This is a genomic window from Agromyces rhizosphaerae (assembly GCF_027925245.1).
Taxonomy (GTDB): Bacteria; Actinomycetota; Actinomycetes; order Actinomycetales; family Microbacteriaceae; genus Agromyces; species Agromyces rhizosphaerae.
The window spans coordinates 3199071-3219691 of record NZ_BSDP01000001.1; the positions used below are offsets into that span (position 1 = coordinate 3199071).

19 protein-coding genes and 4 tRNA genes are annotated in these 20621 nt (G+C 70.9%); 19 read left to right on the plus strand and 4 right to left on the minus strand.

Translation table 11 applies throughout. The features are described from left to right. Positions 1-10 precede the first annotated feature (10 nt). From QMG39_RS15090 to QMG39_RS15100, 3 genes are all read left to right on the plus strand, one after another. A complete protein-coding gene (locus QMG39_RS15090; RefSeq protein WP_281886417.1) occupies positions 11-1237 on the plus strand; it encodes an ammonium transporter in 1227 nt (408 codons plus the stop codon). A 141-nt stretch (positions 1238-1378) separates the two neighbouring features. After that, complete coding sequence (locus tag QMG39_RS15095; RefSeq protein WP_281886418.1) at positions 1379-1837, plus strand: LpqB family beta-propeller domain-containing protein; 459 nt, start codon at positions 1379-1381, stop codon at positions 1835-1837. Further along, complete coding sequence (locus tag QMG39_RS15100) at positions 1837-3444, plus strand: DUF5671 domain-containing protein (protein WP_281886419.1); 1608 nt, start codon at positions 1837-1839, stop codon at positions 3442-3444. Before QMG39_RS15095 ends, QMG39_RS15100 begins: the two co-directional genes overlap by 1 nt. Before the next feature lie 5 nt (positions 3445-3449). Here QMG39_RS15100 and QMG39_RS15105 read toward each other — a convergent pair. After that, a tRNA-Val gene (locus QMG39_RS15105) sits at positions 3450-3522 on the minus strand. A gap of 157 nt (positions 3523-3679) precedes the next feature. Here QMG39_RS15105 and QMG39_RS15110 point away from each other — a divergent pair. From QMG39_RS15110 to QMG39_RS15125, 4 genes are all read left to right on the plus strand, one after another. Next, a tRNA-Gly gene (locus QMG39_RS15110) sits at positions 3680-3752 on the plus strand. 53 nt (positions 3753-3805) lie between these two features. After that, a tRNA-Cys gene (locus QMG39_RS15115) sits at positions 3806-3876 on the plus strand. 27 nt (positions 3877-3903) lie between these two features. Further along, positions 3904-3975 (plus strand) — tRNA-Val (locus tag QMG39_RS15120). Positions 3976-4056: 81 nt separating this feature from the next. Then, entirely contained in the window at positions 4057-4686 is a 630-nt protein-coding gene (locus QMG39_RS15125) for a MarC family protein (protein WP_281886420.1), read from the plus strand. Positions 4687-4746: 60 nt separating this feature from the next. Here QMG39_RS15125 and QMG39_RS15130 read toward each other — a convergent pair whose 3' ends face one another. Next, positions 4747-6810, minus strand: coding sequence for a glycosyl hydrolase family 28-related protein (locus QMG39_RS15130; RefSeq protein WP_281886422.1), 2064 nt, complete (start codon positions 6808-6810; stop codon positions 4747-4749). Positions 6811-7185: 375 nt separating this feature from the next. On the opposite strand from QMG39_RS15130, the gene thrS reads away from it, so the two are divergent. Both thrS and QMG39_RS15140 read left to right on the plus strand, forming a co-directional pair. Continuing rightward, on the plus strand, positions 7186-9108 hold the full coding sequence (thrS, locus tag QMG39_RS15135) for a threonine--tRNA ligase (RefSeq protein ID WP_281887311.1): 1923 nt from the start codon (positions 7186-7188) through the stop codon (positions 9106-9108). Further along, complete coding sequence (locus QMG39_RS15140) at positions 9108-9674, plus strand: HIT family protein (RefSeq protein ID WP_281886423.1); 567 nt, start codon at positions 9108-9110, stop codon at positions 9672-9674. Before thrS ends, QMG39_RS15140 begins: the two co-directional genes overlap by 1 nt. Positions 9675-9747: 73 nt before the next feature. Here QMG39_RS15140 and pdxY read toward each other — a convergent pair whose 3' ends face one another. Both pdxY and QMG39_RS15150 read right to left on the minus strand, forming a co-directional pair. Next, a complete protein-coding gene (pdxY, locus tag QMG39_RS15145; RefSeq protein ID WP_281886425.1) occupies positions 9748-10599 on the minus strand; it encodes a pyridoxal kinase PdxY in 852 nt (283 codons plus the stop codon). Positions 10600-10607: 8 nt separating this feature from the next. Next, on the minus strand, positions 10608-11948 hold the full coding sequence (locus QMG39_RS15150; protein ID WP_281886427.1) for an aminotransferase class I/II-fold pyridoxal phosphate-dependent enzyme: 1341 nt from the start codon (positions 11946-11948) through the stop codon (positions 10608-10610). Between the two features lie 123 nt (positions 11949-12071). On the opposite strand from QMG39_RS15150, the gene pdxS reads away from it, so the two are divergent. The 10 genes from pdxS (at position 12072) to secF (ending at position 20570) form a co-directional block, all read left to right on the plus strand. After that, entirely contained in the window at positions 12072-12962 is an 891-nt protein-coding gene (pdxS, locus tag QMG39_RS15155) for a pyridoxal 5'-phosphate synthase lyase subunit PdxS (protein WP_281886429.1), read from the plus strand. Between the two features lie 55 nt (positions 12963-13017). Next, positions 13018-13605, plus strand: a complete 588-nt coding sequence (gene pdxT, locus QMG39_RS15160) for a pyridoxal 5'-phosphate synthase glutaminase subunit PdxT (RefSeq protein WP_281886431.1) — start codon at positions 13018-13020, stop codon at positions 13603-13605. A 37-nt stretch (positions 13606-13642) separates the two neighbouring features. After that, positions 13643-14164: a DUF1697 domain-containing protein gene (locus QMG39_RS15165; RefSeq protein WP_281886433.1), complete on the plus strand. Its 522-nt coding sequence runs from the start codon at positions 13643-13645 to the stop codon at positions 14162-14164. A 95-nt stretch (positions 14165-14259) separates the two neighbouring features. Beyond that, positions 14260-15021, plus strand: a complete 762-nt coding sequence (locus tag QMG39_RS15170) for a YebC/PmpR family DNA-binding transcriptional regulator (RefSeq protein ID WP_281886436.1) — start codon at positions 14260-14262, stop codon at positions 15019-15021. A 5-nt stretch (positions 15022-15026) separates the two neighbouring features. Further along, positions 15027-15626, plus strand: coding sequence for a crossover junction endodeoxyribonuclease RuvC (gene ruvC / locus QMG39_RS15175; RefSeq protein WP_281886438.1), 600 nt, complete (start codon positions 15027-15029; stop codon positions 15624-15626). After that, on the plus strand, positions 15623-16243 hold the full coding sequence (gene ruvA, locus QMG39_RS15180; protein ID WP_281886439.1) for a Holliday junction branch migration protein RuvA: 621 nt from the start codon (positions 15623-15625) through the stop codon (positions 16241-16243). Before ruvC ends, ruvA begins: the two co-directional genes overlap by 4 nt. Further along, positions 16240-17271 (plus strand): Holliday junction branch migration DNA helicase RuvB, encoded by a 1032-nt coding sequence (ruvB, locus tag QMG39_RS15185; protein WP_281886441.1) that lies wholly within the window; start codon positions 16240-16242, stop codon positions 17269-17271. Before ruvA ends, ruvB begins: the two co-directional genes overlap by 4 nt. A 102-nt stretch (positions 17272-17373) precedes the next feature. Next, positions 17374-17754 (plus strand): preprotein translocase subunit YajC, encoded by a 381-nt coding sequence (yajC, locus tag QMG39_RS15190; RefSeq protein WP_281886443.1) that lies wholly within the window; start codon positions 17374-17376, stop codon positions 17752-17754. A 60-nt stretch (positions 17755-17814) separates the two neighbouring features. After that, a complete protein-coding gene (gene secD, locus QMG39_RS15195) occupies positions 17815-19554 on the plus strand; it encodes a protein translocase subunit SecD (protein ID WP_281886445.1) in 1740 nt (579 codons plus the stop codon). Beyond that, a complete protein-coding gene (gene secF / locus QMG39_RS15200) occupies positions 19554-20570 on the plus strand; it encodes a protein translocase subunit SecF (RefSeq protein ID WP_281886447.1) in 1017 nt (338 codons plus the stop codon). The genes secD and secF overlap by 1 nt, the downstream gene beginning before the upstream one ends. Positions 20571-20621 lie beyond the last annotated feature (51 nt).

Below are 20621 nucleotides of genomic sequence, written 5' to 3' on the forward strand. Positions count from 1 at the left end.
GAGGAAATCAATGGATAGCGGCAACATCGCATGGGCCGTCACAGCGTCGGCCCTGGTGCTCTTCATGACGCCGGGCGTGGCGTTCTTCTACGGCGGCTTGGTGAAGGCCAAGAGCGTCGTCAGCATGATGATGATGAGCTTCGGAGCAATGGGCCTCATCAGCGTGCTGTGGGTGCTCTACGGCTTCAACATGAGCGCGACCGAGGGCGTCTGGGACTTCTCGGGCAACCCGTTCGCGGACTTCGCGCTCGCGGACCTCGCCACCGGTGAGTCCGCGAACGGCGACCTGCTCGGCGTGATCTTCGGCGCCACGTTCGCCATCATCACCGTGGCCCTGATCTCGGGCGCCATCGCCGACCGTGCCAAGTTCGGATCGTGGATGATCTTCGCCGGCATCTGGGCGACGGTCGTCTACTTCCCGGTCGCGGCCTGGGTCTGGGGCGGCGGCTGGATCCTCAGCCTCGGTGACGAGATCGGCCTCCCCGGCGTGATCGACTACGCCGGTGGTACCGCGGTCCACATCAACGCCGGTGCTGCGGCGCTCGCTCTCGCGCTGGTCCTCGGCAAGCGCGTCGGCTTCGCCAAGGGCATGGACCAGCCGCACAACGTGCCGCTGACCCTCATCGGCGCCTCGGTGCTGTGGTTCGGCTGGTTCGGCTTCAACGCCGGCGCGGAGTTCCTCGCCGAGGGCATGCCCGGCGTCGGCCTCATCGCCGTGAACACGCTCGTCGCGACCGCTGCGGCCATCCTCGGCTGGCTCGTCGTCGAGAAGCTCAAGGACGGCAAGCCCACCGCCGTCGGCGCTGCTTCGGGTGCCGTCGCCGGTCTCGTCGCGATCACCCCGGCGTGTGCCAACCTGACCCCGGGCTGGGCGACCCTGCTCGGTGTCGTCGCCGGTGCCGTCTGCGCCCTGGCGATCGAGCTGAAGTTCAAGCTCGGCTACGACGACTCGCTCGACGTGGTGGGCATCCACCTCGTCGGTGGTCTCATCGGTACGCTCTACCTCGGCTTCTTCGCCATCGACACCGGCCTCTTCACCGGTGGCGACTTCGGCCAGCTGGCCGTCCAGGCGATCGCGGCCTTCGGCGTGCTGATCTACTCGTTCGTCGTGGCCTTCATCCTGGGCTTCGCGATCGAGAAGACCATCGGCTTCCGCGTGAAGAACGAGGACGAGCTCGCCGGCATCGACACCGCCGTGCACGGTGGCGAGGGCTACAAGCTCGAGACCTCGGTCTGAGTTCGACCCGGGTCGCGCGGCACCCTGGGCCGCGCGACCTGATCGCACCGAACGGGCGGTGGGAGTGATCCCACCGCCCGTTCGGCGTGTCATGGGACTCTGGACCTATCGGTCCGTACCGGGCCGGGCCAAGATGAGGGCATGAACGCAGCGCCGGCGCGGGCGGACCGCGCACTCATCGGCATCGGCATCGCGATCGCCCTCGTGGTCGTCGCCGCCGTCATCGCGGTGCTCGTGCGCGGCGCACCCGAGCAGCTGGACGAGTCGACGCCGGAGGGCGTCGTCCAGCGCTACAGCGCGGCCGTGATCGCCGGTGACGAGCAGGCGGCGCTGGAGTACCTCGTTCCCGAGCTCGCGGAGTCGTGCGAGCGCGTGGAGCGGTTCGACGACGAGGTCCGCGTGAGCCTCGTCGCCACGACCGAGCGGGAGTCGAGCGCGGACGTCGAGGTGGCGATCGTCACGACGTACGGCGGCGGGCTCTTCGGGCCGGACGAGTACCGATCCGACGGCAGCTTCGACCTCGTGCGCGTCGACGACGAGTGGCGCATCGAGTCGGTGCCGTGGGAGCTCGCGGTCTGCGCACCGGGCGGGGTCGGCTGATGGCGGCCACCGCGGCACAGGCGACGGTGCGTCGCGTCGTCATCGTCGTGCTGCTGGCCATCGCGGTGGGCATCGCCGCGATCGGGCTGTCGGGCCTGGTCGAGCGGATGCTCGGGCTGGCCGATCCGCTCGCAGGCAGTGACACGACCGGCCTCGCCCTCGCGCTCGCGTTCGCGCTGGTCGGCGTGCCGCTCGCGGGCGTGCTCTGGTGGCTGCTGTGGCGGCGCTTGGACGACCCGGTCGAACGGGAGGCGCCGTCGTGGGGGGTCTACCTGCTGATCGCGCGCACGGTGTCGCTGGTCGTCGCGACGATCGGCCTGCTCGAGTGGGCCGACGCGCTGGTGGGCGGGCGATGGCTCGAGGCCGAGCTCGCCACCGGGATCGTGTGGGCCGGGGTCTGGGCGTGGCACGTGTGGATGTCTCGGCACGCCGGACGATCGCCGGTGCGCCTGGCGAGCGTGCCCGCGGTGGTCGGCGCGGCGTACGGTCTCGTGCTCTGGGCGTCCGGCGGCGTGAGAGCGCTCGGCGCGCTCGTGGACGCGGCGCTGGCCGGGCAGGTCGTGGACGGGTTCGCCGGCTCGACCTGGTGGACGCCGGTCGTCGAGGCGCTGCCGTGGCTCGTGGTGGGTCTCGCCGTGTGGTGGTGGCACCTGCGCGGCGAGGGCGCGGGAGCGGCGCGGACGGTGTTCGCGGACGTGGTCACGCTCCTGGTCGGCATCGCCGCGGCGGCATCCGTCGCGCTGTACGGTGCAGGGACCCTCGTCGACGTGCTGCTGCGCCTCGCGTTCGACGCGTCGGCGACCGGCGCGGACCTGGCGGCGGACACGGGCGACGGGGTCGGCCTCCTGCTCGTCGGCGTGCTGGTCTGGCGCATCCACCACCGCATGCTCGCCGGGCGCGAACCCGCGGTGCGTTCCGCCGAGACGTTCGCCGTCTCCGGGGTCGCGGTCGTCGCCACGGCCATCGGCATCGGGGTGAGCGTCAACGGGGGGCTCGCGGCGCTCGTGCCGGCGCCGCTGGCCGGCGCCTTCGCGCCGACCGTCCTGCTCGCGGGCCTCAGCGCGCTGCTCGTCGGCGCCCCCGTCTGGTGGCTGGCGTGGCGGCCGCTGCGGCCGGTGCCGCCGGAGGAGGCGGCCTCGACGGGTCGGCGGGTGTTCCTCGTGGTGCTGTTCGGGGTCAGCGCGCTCGTGGCGCTGATCTCGCTCCTGATCATCGGCTATCGGCTGTTCGAGCACCTGCTCGAGGGCGCCGGCCCCGCCGGCGGGCTGCTCGACGCCGTACGGGCGCCGGTCGGCTGGCTGGTCGCGACCGCTGTCGTCTCCGCTTACCACTTCGCCACCTGGCGCGCCGATCGCAGGCACGCGCCGACCGCGCGACCCGATCGCCGGCGCCGATCCGTGATGCTCGTGGCCGGGGGCGACGTCGATGCGCTGGCGACCGAGCTCGGTGAGCGCACGGGGGCGAAGGTGACGGTGCTCCGTCGGATCGACGCGGAGACGGCGCCGGACGTGGCGGCGGTCATGGCCGCGGTGGAGACGTCGGACGCTGCGCGCATGCTGGTCGTCGCGGGGGAGCGGGGAGTGGAGTCCGTGCCGCTCGCGGAATGATTCGGTGGGCGATACCAGACTCGAACTGATGACCTCTTCCGTGTGAAGGAAGCGCGCTACCAACTGCGCCAATCGCCCGTCGCGGTGATCCGCAAGGCGGAACCGCGGACTCGATAGTAGCCGATGGACGGCCCGCAGCGCACATCGGGGAATGTGACACCCCGGGGCCGGCTTCAATTTGTCATCGGCGTCTGGCTTGGGTTAGAGTCTCTCTGCACGCAGCGATGCGGGCGATGCGGATGTGGCGCAGTTGGTAGCGCATCACCTTGCCAAGGTGAGGGTCGCGAGTTCGAGTCTCGTCATCCGCTCGGATGGATCGGGCGAAAGCCCGTTTCTTTCTGTGGTGAGAACCCAGGAAAACGGTGGATTGGCCGAGAGGCGAGGCAGCGGCCTGCAAAGCCGTATACACGGGTTCGAATCCCGTATCCACCTCGAACCGCTCCGAATGAGAACGGTAGCGGGCGATTGGCGCAGCGGTAGCGCGCTTCCCTGACACGGAAGAGGTCACTGGTTCGATCCCAGTATCGCCCACACACAGAGACCCCCGGCTCGCCGGGGGTTTCGTCGTTCCAGAGGTGACGTCGGCCCGGCGGCGCCGCTACCCTGTCGGGCATGAGCCTCCTGGACCTCACGGTGCAGGCCACGATCTCGCTGGTCGTGCTGGTCGATCCGATCTTCCGCGCGATCTTCTTCCGCGTGCTCACCGAGAACGAGCCCGAGAACCGGGCGAAGTACGTGCGCCGGCTCATGGTCGTGATCGCGGTCATCCTGCTGGGCAGCGCACTGGTCGGCAAGTTCCTGCTCGACCTCATCGGCATCAACCTCGGCGCCTTCGGCATCATCGGCGGGCTCGTGCTCGTGCTGATGGGCTTCGAGATGCTCTTCGCGGGGCGGCCGAGCCGGGCGCAGGGCGGTGCGGCGGCGGCCGAGGCACATCCGGTCGAGTCGGCCGCCGACCAGATCATCGTCCCCTATGCGATCCCGTTCATGGCGGGTCCGGGCGCGATCACCACGGTCATCACGATCTCGACGGCGGGGGAGGGCTTCCAGGGCACGATCGCCGCGGTCATCGCCTCGGTGATCGTCGTTGCGCTGATCCCGGTCGGTCACCTCGTGCTGGTCAACCGCATCCGCTTCAGCGAGCAGGGGCTGTCGCTCGCGCAGAAGTTCGGCGGCCTGTTCGTCGCCACCATCGGCGCCCAGCTCATGCTGAGCGGCGTGCAGACCTTCTACGGTTTCTGAGCGTGGGCGGACAGCCGACCGCGCCGCGGGCGCGCGACGCGCGCGCGCCCGCAGCGGGCGTCACCAGGCCGACGGGGCCGGGGGCGCGACGACCGGCGGGCGGTCGTCGCAGGTGATCGTGTTCGGCAGCACCCAGGGTGCCATCCAGGGGCCGGTCGTGTTCACGCCGCTCGAGTCGTTGCCGCCGAGGTCGATGAGCGAGAACTCGCTGCCGGAGGGCGGGAAGTTGAACGAGCCGCAGTTGTTCACGCCGACTGCCCCGACGTTGCGCGCGTCGACGTTCTCGAACGACGCCGAGCCCGCGACGCGTGCGCTGACGACCGACGTGCCGGTGCCGTCGACGCGCACGTCGGCCAAGTGCACGCCCGAGATCGACACCTCGTTGCGCACCGGCCAGTCCGACACCAGCATGATCGCGTTGTAGGTGCTGTCGAGGTAGTGGTCGCCGGTCACGCGCACGTCGGCCTGGTCGATCGACCGGTCGAGCGCGTAGAACCAGATCGCGCCGAGCCCGATGTTCCAGTTGAGCTCGTACGTGCCGGCCCGCACGGTCGTGTTGTCCGTGAACGCGAGCGTGCCCGTGAACGGCTCGGCGCCGAACCGTGCGCCGGCGTGCAGCGCGCTGCCCTCGCGCACGGGGTCGGCCACCAGGTTGCCGGAGACGGTGATGTCCTCGCCGCCGTAGATCGCGATGCCGTTCGCCAGCGACGGCGACTGCACGGTGTTGCCGGTGAACGCGTTGCCGGCGTTGGTGTCGCCCTGCGCCCACATCGCGAGCCCGTCGTCGCCGGTGTTGCGCACGAAGTTGCCCTCGGCCACCGAGTTCACGACGCCCGTGTGGAAGTTCAGGCCGTCGGCGATCTGGTCGACGATCACGTTGTCGCGCACGACGACGCCGTCCATCGGGCCGTCGAACCACAGCCCGACCTTCGTGTGCTCGATGTGCAGCCGCTCGATCGTCGAGTCGCTCATGGCGCCGCCGATGCCGTTCACCTGGTCGGTGTCGATGCGCTCCCGCACGTCGCCGCGGATCGCGAAGTCCGACAGGTGCACGTTCGCGCTGCCGCCGTCGGCGGCGTCCTTCCCGTAGAACCCGACCCCGGTGTGCACCGAGCCGTCGGCGGCGGGCTCCTTCAGCGCCACCTCCTCGCCGAAGACGATCGAGTGCCAGTTGCCGGCGCCGACGATGGTCACGTCGTCGACGATGAGGTGCTCGCTCACGCGGAACTCGCCCGCCGGGATGAACACGTCGACGTCGTGCCGCTTCGCCCACTTGATCGCGGTGCGGAAGGCCGGCGCCGCATCCCGCACGCCGGTCGGGTCGGCGCCGAACTTCGTCACGCTGACCGACTCGTCGGGCTGGGGGAGCGGCGGCGCCACGAGCTCCGAGTCGAGCAGGTCGATCACCGTCCAGGCGGCATCCGCCCCCACCGGTGCCGTGAGCCGCACGACCGAGCCCGCGGGGTGGGTCGCGCCCAGCAGCATCCGCTGCTCGTCGTAGAAGTGCATCGGCCGGAACGGGGTCTCCACCACGTAGTCCTCGCCGGGCACGCACCCGCACTCGGTGATCCACCAGTCGGGGTGCAGCAGCTGCGCGTTCGGGTCGTTGGTGAACGGGTACTGGTTGTAGAGCCAGGAGTACTCGGAGGTGAGTTCCATCGTCTGCGGGTCGCCGCCGTCGACGGTCACCTCGAGGGGCGAGCGGATGCCTCCGCCGTCGGGTGCGTCGGGGATGCTGTAGCGCACCGTGATGGCGTTCGCCGCCGCGGGCAGGGTGAACTCGACGTACTCGCCCGGGTCGAGTCGCACGGCGCTGCGGCCGGATGCCTCGGCGGGCAGCGTGTACGCCGTGCGATCGGGCCCGATCACCTCGCCGCTGGTCGTCGCGTGCTCGGCCTCCTGCTCCATGAACGGCACGTCGGCGCCGCGGCCCATGACGAGCGCGGGGTCGAGCGCGGCGCGCGTGACGGCGGGGTCGCCCGCGGCGGGTGCGGCCTGGGCGGCGACCGGCCCGACGATCGCGGCGCCGAGTGCGACGGCCGCCGCAGCGGTGATCGCGAGCGCGCGGCGACCGCGTGGCGGCGAGGCGGCGGGCAGGGGGACTGGTGTGCTGGAGCGGGTCATCGTCGACTCGTGTCCTCTCGGTCGTGCGCGTCATCGGGCACTGCGGGGCGTGCGGTGCCCTCGAGTGGGGCGAGGCTATTGCCGCCGACATCGAGCGAACAAGAGATCGCGGTGAAATGCCGTGGAAAAGTTTGGTTCTTGCGGAATCGAGCGCAAGAGGCTGGAAGTCGTGCGGTCGACGCGGTGACGCTTGCGCGATCGGCGCAAGCGCGGGGTGCGGACGCCGGCGCCGGGTCCGGCGGCGGCGAGCCCGGGTCGCGACTACAGTTGAGGGGTTGCGACTCCCGTTCGTGAGGGGTCGCGTCTCACACGTTCAGGGAGTGGATCCACTTGGTCGACGGCTTCGAGCTCTTCACCGATCGATCCGTTGTCGCGATGCGCGTCAACGGCGAGCTGAAGGACCTCGCGACGACGGTGACCGACGCCGACACCGTCGAGCCGGTCGCGATCGACTCGCCCGACGGGCTCGACATCCTCCGGCACTCCACGGCCCACGTGCTCGCGCAGGCCGTGCAGCAGGTGAACCCCGACGCGAAGCTCGGCATCGGCCCGCCCGTGACCGACGGCTTCTACTACGACTTCGACGTCGCCGAGCCGTTCACCCCGGAGGACCTGAAGGCCCTCGACAAGGCGATGGCGCGCATCATCCGATCCGGCCAGCGCTTCGTGCGCCGCGTCACCACCGAGGACGACGCACGCGCCGAGCTCGCCGGCGAGCCCTACAAGCTCGAGCTGATCGGCCTCAAGGGCGGGGCGGATGCCGGTGAGGACAACGAGTCGGTCGAGGTCGGCGGCAGCGAGCTCACGATCTACGACAACGTCGACCCGAAGACCGGCGAGGTGATCTGGAAGGACCTCTGCCGCGGCCCGCACCTGCCGAACACCCGCATGATCGGCAACGGCTGGGCGCTCTCCCGCGTCGCGGCCGCCTACTGGCGCGGCTCGGAGAAGAACCCGCAGCTGCAGCGCATCTACGGCACCGCGTGGCCGACGAAGGACGAGCTGCGCGCCCACCAGCAGCGCCTCGAGGAGGCCGCCAAGCGCGACCACCGCCGTCTCGGCGCGGAGCTCGACCTGTTCAGCTTCCCCGACGAGATCGGCTCGGGCCTGGCCGTCTTCCACCCGAAGGGCGGCATCATCCGCCGCGAGATGGAGGACTACTCGCGCCGCAAGCACGAGCAGGGCGGCTACGACTTCGTCTACTCGCCGCACATCACGAAGGCGAACCTCTTCGAGACCTCGGGCCACCTGGGCTGGTACGCCGACGGCATGTTCCCCCCGATGCACCTCGACGAGGCGCGCAACGAGGAGGGCGAGATCACCCGGCAGGGCGCGGACTACTACCTGAAGCCCATGAACTGCCCGTTCCACATCCTCACCTACAAGTCGAACGCGCGCTCCTACCGCGACCTGCCGCTGCGCATGTTCGAGTTCGGCACCGTGTACCGCAACGAGAAGTCGGGCGTGATCCACGGCCTGACCCGCGTGCGCGGCCTCACCATGGACGACGCGCACATCTTCACCACGCGCGAGGACATGAAGGGCGAGCTCACCCGCACCCTGCGGTTCGTGCTCGACCTGCTGAACGACTACGGCCTCACCGACTTCTACCTCGAGCTGTCGACGAAGGACCCCGAGAAGTACATCGGCGACGACGAGGTCTGGGAGGAGGCGACCCAGACCCTCGCGGAGGTCGCCGAGGAGTCGGGCCTCGAGCTCGTGCCCGACCCGGGCGGGGCAGCGTTCTACGGGCCGAAGATCTCGGTGCAGGCGCGCGACGCGATCGGCCGCACCTGGCAGATGTCGACGGTGCAGCTCGACTTCATGCTGCCCGAGCGGTTCGAGCTCGAGTACGCCGCGTCCGACGGCACGCGCAAGCGCCCGGTCATGATCCACCGCGCGCTGTTCGGTTCGATCGAGCGTTTCTTCGGCGTGCTCACCGAGCACTACGCCGGCGCCTTCCCGGTCTGGCTCGCGCCCGTGCAGGTCGTCGGCATCCCGGTCGCCGAGGAGTACGAGTCGTACCTGGGCGCCGTCATCGAGCAGCTGAGGGCCTCGGGCGTGCGCGCCGAGCTCGACACGAGCGACGACCGCATGCAGAAGAAGATCCGCACGCACACCAAGCAGAAGGTGCCCTTCCAGCTCATCGCGGGCGAGGACGACCGGTCGCAGAACACCGTGAGCTTCCGGTTCCGCGACGGCAGCCAGGAGAACGGCGTGCCGATCGACCAGGCGGTCGGGCGCATCCGCGCGGCGATCGACGAGCGCCGGCAGGTCGTGTCGCAGGGCGACTTCTGATGGCGGGTCCGTACACCCCCGAGGAGTTCGAGGGCGTGCCGACGGATGCCTCGGGCGACCTGCCCGGCGTGCCCGACGCGTTCCAGCGGCTCTGGACCCCGCACCGGATGGTCTACATCCAGCAGGGCCAGCAGCCCGAGGAGCACGCCTGCCCGTTCTGCCGCGCGCCGGAGATGGACGACGAGCAGTCGATGATCGTCGCGCGCGGCGAGCACGCGTACGCACTGCTGAACCTGTACCCGTACAACAGCGGTCACCTGCTGGTCTGCCCGTACCGGCACATCGCGACCTACGACCAGGCGACGCCCGAGGAGGTCGACGACATCGGCCGCATCACCCAGATCGCGATGCGCGTCGTGCGCGAGGTCTCGCGCTGCGACGGGTTCAACATCGGCATGAACCAGGGGCGCATCGCCGGTGCCGGCATCTCGGAGCACCTGCACCAGCACATCGTGCCGCGGTGGGCGCTCGACGCGAACTTCTTCCCGATCATCGCGAAGACCAAGGCGATCCCGCGACTGCTCGGCGACGTCCGGCAGGAGATCGCCGACGCCTGGCCGGCCTGAGCACGTCGTCGGCCTCGCCGGCCGGCTGATCGGATGCCCCGGAGCGCACGCGCGCTCCGGGGCATCCGTCGTCTCAGCGGACCTGCCGCACCTCGAACTGCATGCGCGGGTGCGCGTAGGCCTCCTGCGACTCGATGAGCTGCAGCTCGCGCTCGCCCGAGGCGTGCGTGTTCGACAGCAGGTCGAACACGCTCGAGGCGGTGCGTGCGAGGGCGTCGCCCGCGTCGCCCGTGCTGCGGTAGTGGGCGGTGAACAGGGCCGCCGTGACGTCCCCCGAGCCGTTGGCCTTCATCGGCAGGTGCGGGGTCTGCACGATCCACGCGCCACGGTCGTCGACCGCGAGCATCTCGATCGTGCCCTCGGGCCGGTCGGGGCGCTCCACGCTCGTGACCAGCACGGTGGCCGGCCCGGAGGCGCGCACGAGGTCGACCGAGGCGAGCGTCGACTCGAGGGTGTCGGGCTCGGTGCCCGTGAGGTAGCCGAGCTCGAACTGGTTCGGCGTGATGAGGTCGGCGGCGGGCACCACCCGGTCGCGCAGCAGCACCGGGATGGCGGGGGCCACGAAGCATCCGCTCTTCGCATTGCCCATGACGGGGTCGCACGCGTAGATCGCGCCGGGGTTCGCGGCCTTGACGCGGGCCACGGCGTCGAGGATCACGTCGGCGATGCCCTCGCCGCCCTGGTAGCCCGAGAGGATCACGTCGACGTCGGCGAACGCCCCGCGGTCCTCGATGCCGTCGATGACGGCGCGCACGTCGTCGGGGTCGATCATGGGCCCGCGCCAGGCGCCGTAGCCCGTGTGGTTGGAGAAGTTCACCGTGTAGACGGGCATCACCTCGACGCCGATGCGCTGGAGGGGGAACACTGCCGCGGAGTTGCCGACGTGCCCGTAGGCGACGGCGGACTGGATGGAGAGGACCTTCACCCGCTCGATCATTCCATCCCGGCGGGGGAGAGTCGTCCACCGGCGGCGCGCACGGCGGCGGCGACGTCGGCGGCGAGCCGCTCGGCGTCGTCGTCGGAGAGGTCGTGCACGGTCAGCCGCAGGCGCGGGACGGCGGGGGGCTCGCCCAGCACGAACTCGTCGCCGGCGCGTGCGAGCCAGCCGCGACGCATGAGCTGCTCCGACACGTCGCGGGCCGCGACGGGCAGCGGGATCCAGAGGTTGAGCCCGTCGCCCGCTGCGACCGGGACGCCCAGCTCGGTGAGTCGCGCGGCGAACGCGGCGTTGCGCGCGGCGTAGTGCGCGCCCGCGTCGGCGATGCCCGCGGCGACCGCCGGGTCGGTCACGAGCGACAGCGTGAGGCGCTGCAGCAGGTGGCTCACCCAGGTCGTGCCCGGGCTGAGGCGCATCGCGAGGCGGTCTGCCGTGTCGGGGTCGGAGGCGGTGACCGCGAGGCACATGTCCGGCCCGAGGAACTTCGACACCGAGCGCACGAGCGCCCAGCGACGATGGCCGGGCCCGATGATCGAGCGGAACGGGTCGCGCGAGAGCATGGAGAAGTGGTCGTCCTCGATGACGAGCACGTACGGGTGGTCGGCGAGCACCGCGCGCAGGTCGGCCGCGCGCGCCGCGCTGAGGCTCGCGCCGGTGGGGTTCTGCGCGCGCGGGGTGCAGACGACGGCGCGCACGCCGTCGTCGAGCGCGGCGCGCAGGCCGTCGACCGTCATCCCCTCGTCGTCGACGGGGACGGCGACGGGGCGGTAGCCGCCGACGCGCACGGTGTGGATGCTGGTGAGGAAGCACGGGTCCTCGAGCGCCACCGCGTCCTCGCGCACGAGGGCGAGGGCCAGCAGCCGGTCGACGGCGTCCGCGGCGCCGCTGGTGATCGTCAGCCGCAGGTCGGGCGGCGCGAGGTCCGCCGACATCCACTCGCGCGCCCAGCGCTCGAGCCCGGGATCGATCACGGGCTCGCCGTAGAGCACCGGCCGGCCCGCCATGCCCGCGAGCGCGATCGACGGGTCGGGGATGCGGTCGGGGTCGGGGTTGCCGGTCGCCACGTCGCGCAGCACGCTGTCGGCGGCGAAGCCCTCCTGGGGCACGACCTCGGGGTCGGCGACGTGCGTGCCGCCGCGTCCGCGGGTGACGACCACGCCGGCCGCCGTGAGCTGGCCGTAGGCGGCGACCACGGTGTTGCGGTTCACCCCGAGACTCCCCGCGAGGCCCCGCACGGACGGCAGCGGGTCGCCCGGTCGCAGCGTGCCGCGCTCGATGAGCGCACGCACGCTGTCGGCGATGTCCGCGGCCGAGCGGCCGGTGATCTCGATGGTCATGTCACGATCCAACACGGTTGCGTGGGCGATGTCCCGACCATGCTATCTTTTGGCCTAGGCCAAGCAAGGCGCTTGTCCGTCATGCTGCGCAGTTCGCGCGACCTCCGTCGAAGGGAAACCCCGATGAGCACTGCCGAATTCGGCTCCAGCCGCGTCAAGCGCGGACTCGCCGAGATGCTGAAGGGCGGCGTCATCATGGACGTCGTCACGGCCGAGCAGGCCCGCATCGCCGAGGACGCCGGCGCCGTCGCCGTCATGGCGCTCGAGCGCGTTCCCGCCGACATCCGCGCCCAGGGCGGCGTGGCGCGCATGAGCGACCCCGACCTCATCGAGGCGATCATCGCCGAGGTCTCGATCCCGGTCATGGCGAAGGCCCGCATCGGCCACTTCGTCGAGGCGCAGGTGCTCCAGGCGCTCGACGTCGACTACATCGACGAGTCGGAGGTGCTCTCGCCGGCCGACTACGTGAACCACATCGACAAGTGGGAGTTCAACACCCCCTTCGTGTGCGGTGCGACCAACCTCGGCGAGGCGCTGCGGCGCATCAACGAGGGTGCGGCGATGATCCGCTCGAAGGGCGAGGCCGGCACCGGCGACGTCTCCGAGGCGACCAAGCACATCCGCAAGATCACCGCCGAGATCAACGCGCTGAAGTCGATGACGAAGGACGAGCTGTACGTCGCCGCGAAGGAGCTGCAGGCCCCGTACGAGCTCGTGGCCGAGGTCGCCGAGACCGGAAAGCTCCCGGTCGTGCTCTTCACCGCGGGCGGCGTGGCCACCCCGGCGGACGCGGCGATGATGATGCAGCTCGGCGCCGACGGCGTCTTCGTCGGCTCGGGCATCTTCAAGTCGGGCAACCCGGAGGCGCGCGCCGCGGCCGTCGTCAAGGCGACGACCTTCCACGACGACCCGGCGGTCATCGCCGAGGCGTCGCGCGGGCTCGGCGAGGCCATGGTCGGCATCAACGTCGGCGACCTGCCCGCCCCGCACCGGCTCGCCGAGCGCGGCTGGTAGGCACGGGACGAACGAGCGGATGCCGCGGGCAGCGGCATCCGGAAACGGTGACGACATGACTCGAGTCGGCGTGCTCGCCCTCCAGGGCGACTTCCGCGAGCACGTGGCGGTGCTGTCCGGCCTGGGGGCCGACGTCTCGACCGTGCGTCGCCCGGCCGAGCTCGACGAGATCGACGGTCTCGTGATCCCGGGTGGCGAGTCGACCGTGATGGACAAGCTCTCGCGGGCGTTCGGGCTCGCCGAACCGCTGAAGGCCGCGATCGCCGACGGGCTGCCCGTGTACGGCACGTGCGCCGGGCTCATCATGCTCGCCGACACCGTGCTCGACGCGATCGCGGGCCAGCAGAGCCTCGGCGGGCTCGACGTCGTGGTGCGGCGCAACGCGTTCGGCTCGCAGAACCAGTCGTTCGAGACCGACCTCGACGTTCCCGCGATCGGCGACGATCCCGTGCACGCGGTGTTCATCCGCGGGCCGGTGGTCGAGTCCGTGGGCCCGGCGGCCACGCCGCTCGCGCGGCTGGACGACGGGCGGGTCGTCGCCGTCGAGCAGGGGAACCTGCTCGGCACGAGCTTCCACCCCGAGATCACGGGGGAGTACCGATTCCACGAGTACTTCCTCTCGAAGGCGCGCGCCCGCTCCTGAGCGACCGCCGTCGGCGGCCCGGCGTAGCGTGTGCGGCATGACGCGGTACATCGCACTGCTCAGGGGCGTGAACGTCGGCGGCGTCACCATCAGGTCCGCCGACCTGCGCGAGGTCTTCGCGTCGCTCGGCTTCGACGAGGTGCGCACGGTGCTCGCGAGCGGCAACGTCGTCTTCGCGGCATCCGCCCCGGGCGACCGGGTGAAGGCCGACATCGAGCGCGCGCTCGGGGAGCGCTTCGGGTACGACGCGTGGATCGTGCTCACGACCGTGGAGCGAGTGTCCGCAGTGATCGACGACTTCCCGTTCGACGCCGAGGACGACGAACGGCAGCCGTGGGTGATCTTCGCGAGCGACGCACGTGCACTGGACGAGCTCGTGACCGCAGCATCCGATCTCGATCCCGCGGTCGACCCCCTGCGGCGCGGGGACGGGGTGCTCTATTGGAACCCCGTGAAGGGCACCACGGGGGACACGCCGTTCGCCAAGCTGCTCGCGAAGGCGAGGTACCGGCCGACCACCACGAACCGCAACCTGCGCACGCTCCGACGACTGGTCTGACGGCGGGGCCTCCGGCCGGGCGCCGCGGGGCCTGCCCTACAATGGCATGTCGGCGCGGATGCATCGCGCGCGCCCAGAGACGACCCGGGAGATTCATGTCAGGCCATTCCAAGTGGGCGACGACCAAGCACAAGAAGGCGGTCATCGACGCACGCCGTGCGAAGTCGTTCGCGAAGCTCATCAAGAACATCGAGGTCGCCGCGAAGCTCGGCGGCGCCGACCTGGCGGGCAACCCGACCCTGTACGACGCCGTGCAGAAGGCCAAGAAGACCTCGGTGCCGAACGACAACATCGACCGCGCGATCAAGCGCGGCGCCGGCATCTCCGGCGAGTCGATCGAGTACACGACGATCATGTACGAGGGCTACGCGCCGAACGGCGTCGCACTGCTCGTCGAGTGCCTCACCGACAACAAGAACCGTGCCGCCGCCGAGGTGCGCACGGCCATGACCCGCAACGGCGGCACCATGGCCGACCCGGGCAGCGTCGCGTACAACTTCAACCGCAAGGGCCTCATCGTCGTGGGCGCCGCCGACGGGCTCACCGAGGACGACGTGCTCACCGCGGTGCTCGACGCGGGCGCCGAGGAGGTCACCGACGAGGGCGAGAGCTTCGAGGTCATCACCGAGGCCACCGACCTCGTGCAGACCCGCACCGCGCTGCAGGACGCGGGCATCGACTACGACTCGGCCGACGTCGCCTTCGTGCCGTCGCTCAAGGTGGAGATCGACGCCGAGACGGCGCGCAAGGTCTTCCGCCTCATCGACGCGCTCGAGGACTCGGACGACGTGCAGAACGTCTACAGCAACTACGACGTCAGCGCCGAGGTGCTGGCGGAGCTCGAGGCGGACGAGTAACGACCATGCGCGTGCTCGGCATCGACCCGGGGCTCACCCGGTGCGGTGTCGGCGTGGTCGACGTCGCCCCCGACCGGAGCGCGACGCTCGTCGACGTGGTCGTGCTGCGGTCGCCGGCCGACCTGGCGATCGAGCGGCGGCTGCTGCGCATCGCCGAGGGGCTCGAGGCGATCCTCGAGGAGCACCGCCCGCAGGCGGTCGCGCTCGAGCGCGTGTTCGCGCGCAGCGACGTGTCGACGATCATGGGCACGGCCCAGATCTCGGGCGTCGCGATGCACCTCGCGGCGCGCCGCGAGCTCACCGTCGCGCTGCACACCCCGAGCGAGGTGAAGGCGGCGATCACCGGGTACGGCCGTGCCGACAAGAAGCAGGTCGGCGCGATGGTGGCGCGCATCCTGGGGCTGGAGACGCCGCCGAAGCCCGCGGACGCCGCGGACGCGCTCGCGCTGGCGATCTGCCACGCGTGGCGGTCGGGACCGGCATCTGGGGCCGTTCACGGTGGCGCGGGCGACATCGACGCCGGGGCGACCCCGGCCCAGAAGGCATGGCTCGCCGCGGAGCGTGCCGCGAAGACGTCGGGGGCCGCACGTAGTCTGAAGCCGTGATCTCCTCGCTCAGTGGAACGGTGCTCGCGGCATCGGGCGGAACGGTCGTGATCGACGTCGGCGGCGTCGGGTTCTCCGTGGCGACCACCCCGGCCCTCGCCCTCGCGGCGCGCGAGGGGGAGACGCTCCGCGTGCACACCGCGCTCATCGTTCGCGAGGACGCGCTGTCGCTGTTCGGGTTCGGCACGACCGAGGAGCTGCGCGTGTTCGACCTGCTGATCGGCGTCACCGGCGTCGGGCCGAAGTCCGCGCTCGGCGTGCTCTCGTCGCTCTCACCCGAGCAGGTGGCGCACGCGGTCGCGAACGAGGACGACGCGGCGTTCCGCAAGGTCAGCGGCATCGGCCCGAAGACCGCCAAGCTCATCGTGGTGTCGCTCACGGGCAAGCTCGTGGTGACCGCGCCGCCGGTCGCGGCCGTGCCGTCCGTGCGGGCGAACGCGGGCGACGACGTGCTCGCTGCGCTCACCGGGCTCGGCTGGCCCGAGAAGGCCGCGCAGCAGGCGCTCACCGAGACGCTGGCCGAGGCATCCGGCACCGACGCCGCATCCGTTCCCGTGCTGCTGCGGCTCACGCTCGCCCGGCTCGGTCCGGCCCAGCACGCCGGGAGGGCCTCGTGAGCGACCCGGGAGTCGACCTGACGAATCCGGAGCTCGCCAACGAGGCCGAGCTCGCGTTCGAGGGCGCGCTGCGCCCGCGCAGCCTCGGCGAGTTCGTCGGGCAGGCGCGCGTGCGCGGCCAGCTCCAGCTGCTGCTCACCGCGGCGCAGATGCAGCAGCGCACGCCCGACCACATCCTGCTCGCCGGCCCGCCCGGGCTCGGCAAGACGACCCTGGCCATGATCGTCGCCCACGAGGGCGGCAGGCCGCTGCGCATGTCGAGCGGGCCGGCGATCCAGCACGCCGGCGACCTCGCGGCGATCCTGTCGTCGCTCGTGCCGGGCGAGGTGCTCTTCATCGACGAGATCCATCGCATGGCGCGCTCGGCCGAGGAGATGCTCTACCTCGCGATGGAGGACTTCCGCATCGACATCATGGTCGGGAAGGGCGCCGGTGCGACCAGCGTGCCCCTCGACCTCGCGCCGTTCACGCTGGTCGGCGCGACCACGCGGTCCGGGCTCCTGCCGAACCCGCTCCGCGACCGGTTCGGGTTCACCGCGCACCTCGAGTTCTACGGCGAGGACGAGCTGCGGGAGGTGCTCGGCCGCGCGGCGCGCATGCTCGGGCTCGACGTCGACGGCGAGGCGCTGGCGGAGATCGCCGGCCGCTGCCGGGGCACCCCGCGCATCGCGAACCGCCTGCTGCGACGCGTGCGCGACTACGCGCTCGTGCACGGCGGGCGCGCCGACCTCGACGCGGTGCGCGCCGCGCTGGAGCTCTACGACGTGGACGAGCTCGGGCTCGACCGGCTCGACCGCGCGGTCATCGAGGCGATCCTCACGCGGTTCGGCGGCGGCCCCGTGGGGCTCAACACGCTCGCGGTCTCGGTCGGCGAGGAGGCGGAGACGATCGAGTCGGTCGTCGAGCCGTTCCTGGTGCGCATCGGCCTGCTCACGCGCACGCCGCGCGGTCGCGTGGCGAGCCCGGAGGCGTGGCGGCACCTCGGTCTGCGCAGCCCGGCATCCGGGCTGCCCCTCGATGACCTATAATCCTTGGAGGCTTCGGCCCACCCCACCAGCGCGCAGGCCCGGAACGGCCGCGCACCCCAGACTTGGCACGACCGCGTCGTCGTGCACCGGAGGCACCCCCAGATGGATCCGTTCACACTCATCATGCTCGCCGTCCTGGCGCTGCTCATCTTCTTCATGTTCCGCAACTCGCGCAAGCGCGCGGCGGAGCAGCGTGAGCTGCAGTCGAAGGTCGCGACCGGTGCGACGGTGATGACGAACTTCGGGGTGTTCGGCACGATCCTGTCCATCGACGAGGAGGAGAACCAGGTCCTGCTCGAGTCGAGCCCGGGCACGGTCCTCACGGTGCACCGCCAGACCATCAACCGCGTCGTCACGCCGGCGCCGGGCTCGGAGGACGAGTTCGAGGAGCCGGCGGACGCCGAGCCGGAGTACGGCGAGCGGGTCGACGAGTCGGACGCGGCGCCCGAGACGGGCACCGAGCCGAAGAAGTCGGACGACTAGGACCCCTCGACACCACACGTCCGCGTCGGGTGACGCGGACGTGCAGAGAAAGCGGAATTCGTGGCTGCACCCTCCAAGCGGTCGTCCCGACCCACCACCGTCAAGAAGGCCTGGCGCTCCCTCAGCTGGCTCGGCGCCCTGATCGTCGCACTGATCGCGATCAACACCGCCGGCGTGCTCTGGGCGGGCGGCTCGTGGACGCCGAAGCTCGCCCTCGACCTCGAGGGCGGCACGCAGATCATCCTCGCCCCCGAGCTCGCCGAGGGGCAGAGCGTCACCGGCGAGCAGCTCGACCAGGCGGTCTCCATCCTCCGCCAGCGCGTCGACGCGTCGGGCGTGTCCGAGGCTGAGATCACCACGCAGGGCGACCGCAACATCGTCGTCGCCATCCCGGGTGAGCTCGACGACGAGACGCGGCAGCGCATCGAGTCGTCGGCCAAGCTCGAGCTGCGCCCCGTGATCCTCGCGGGCGTGGCGTCGACCGAGACTGCCGAGCCGACCGACGAGGCGGACGAGGAGGCGACCGACGAGGCGGAGGCGACCGAGACGCCCGAGCCCACCGACGCCAGCGACTTCGCGTGGATCACCGACGAGCTGCAGGCGGAGTACGACGCGTTCGACTGCGCCTCGATCGACGAGGCCGAGGCGAACCGGCACCCCGCCGACGAGCCGCTCATCACCTGCGACACCACGAACACGTTCAAGTACGCGCTCGGCCCGGTCGAGGTCAGCGGCGAGAACATCACGGACGCCACCAACGGCATGGTGCAGAGCTCGTCCGGCGTGTCGACCGGCACCTGGGCCGTCAACCTGCGGTTCGACGACCAGGGCACCGAGGACTTCGCCGCGGTCAGCACGCGACTCTTCGGCCTCGAGGAGCCCCGCAACCAGTTCGCGTTCGTGCTCGACGGGCGGATCATCTCCGCGCCGAGCATGAACGGCATCATCACCGACGGTCGCCCGCAGATCACCGGCAGCTTCACCCAGGAGTCGTCGAAGGCGCTGGCCGACCAGCTGAAGTTCGGTGCGCTGCCGATCAGCTTCACGGTGCAGAGCTCGGACACGATCTCGGCGACGCTCGGCTCCTCGCAGCTGCAGAGCGGCCTCATCGCCGGCCTCATCGGCCTGATCCTGGTCGTGATCTACACGCTCTTCCAATACCGGGCGCTCGCGTCGGTGACGATCGCCTCGCTCGTCGTGGCCGGCGTCATCACCTACCTCTCGATCACGATCCTGTCCTGGTACCAGGGGTACCGGCTCTCCCTCGCGGGCGTCGCGGCACTGATCGTCGCGATCGGCTTCACGGCCGACTCGTTCATCGTGTACTTCGAACGCGTGCGCGACGAGCTGCGCGACGGCCGTGCGCTCGTCGGCGCGGTCGAGGCGGGCTGGAAGCGCGCGCTGCGCACCGTCATCGCCTCGAAGACGGTCAACCTGCTCGCCGCCATCGTGCTGTTCATCTTCGCGGTCGGCAGCGTGCGCGGGTTCGCGTTCACACTCGGTCTCACGACCGTGATCGACGTGATCGTGGTCATCCTGTTCACCCACCCGATGCTGCAGCTGCTCGCGCAGACGCGGTTCTTCTCCAGCGGCCACCCGTGGTCGGGCCTCGACCCGACGGCGCTCGGCGCCGTGTACCGCGGCCGTGCGGAGTTCCGCAAGCCCGCCGCGAACGTGACGAAGACCAAGGTCGCGTCGAGCTCGCGCGAGGCGCAGCGCCGGCAGACCATCGCCGAGCGCAAGGCTGCGGAGCTCGCCGCCGTCGGCGACACGCCCTCGAACGAGGGGAAGGACTCCTGATGGCCAGTCGGCTCACCACCTTCGGCAACGACCTCTACACGGGCAAGCGCTCGTTCAACTTCGTCGGCGGACGCCGCAAGTGGTACGCGATCGCCGCGGTGCTGATCATCCTGTCGGTGCTCGTGCCCGTGTTCCGCGGCTTCAACTTCGGCATCGAGTTCCGCGGGGGCTCCCAGTTCCTGATCTCGAACGTCGCCGAGGCGACCCAGGAGCCCGCGATCGACGCGGTCGCCGAGGTCGTGCCCGACGCCGTCGCGCGAGTGACGATCGTCGGCGACGACGGCGTGCGCGTCCAGACCGACCAGCTCGAGGCCGCCGAGACCCGTGAGGTGACCACGGCCCTCGCCGAGGCGTATGGCGTGCCCGAGTCGGAGATCACGTCGAGCTTCGTCGGCGCGAGCTGGGGCGAGGACGTCACGCGGCAGGCCATCATCGGCCTCATCGCGTTCCTGCTCTTCGCCGCGGTCTTCATGGCGCTGTACTTCCGCACCTGGAAGATGTCCGCGGCCGCGATCCTGTCGCTGTTCGCCGACCTCGTCGTGACGGCGGGCATCTACGCCGCCAGCGGATTCGAGGTCTCGCCGGCGGCGATGATCGGCCTCCTGACGATCCTCAGCTACTCGCTCTACGACACCGTCGTGGTGTTCGACAAGATCCGCGAGAACACCTCGTGGGAGGGCGACGAGTCGAGGCGTACCTTCCCCGAGTCGGTGAACCTCGCCGTGAACCAGACCCTCGTCCGGTCGATCAACACGAGCGTGGTCGCCGCACTCCCGGTCGCCGCGATCCTCTTCATCGGCGCGTTCGTGCTCGGCGCGGACACCCTGCGCGACATCTCGCTGGCGCTGCTCATCGGCATCCTCGTCGGCACGTGGTCGACCGTGTTCATCGCGGCGCCCATGTACTCGCAGTTCCGCGAGGGCGAGCCGGCCATCAAGCGCCACGACGAGCGTGTGCTGAAGGAGCGCGACCAGGCGGCATCGACCTCGGAGGCGCCCGCCGAGGTGGGTTCCTGATCGGCGCCGCCGACGCGGGCCGCTGGCCCGCGTTCGCCGTCTCCGCCGACG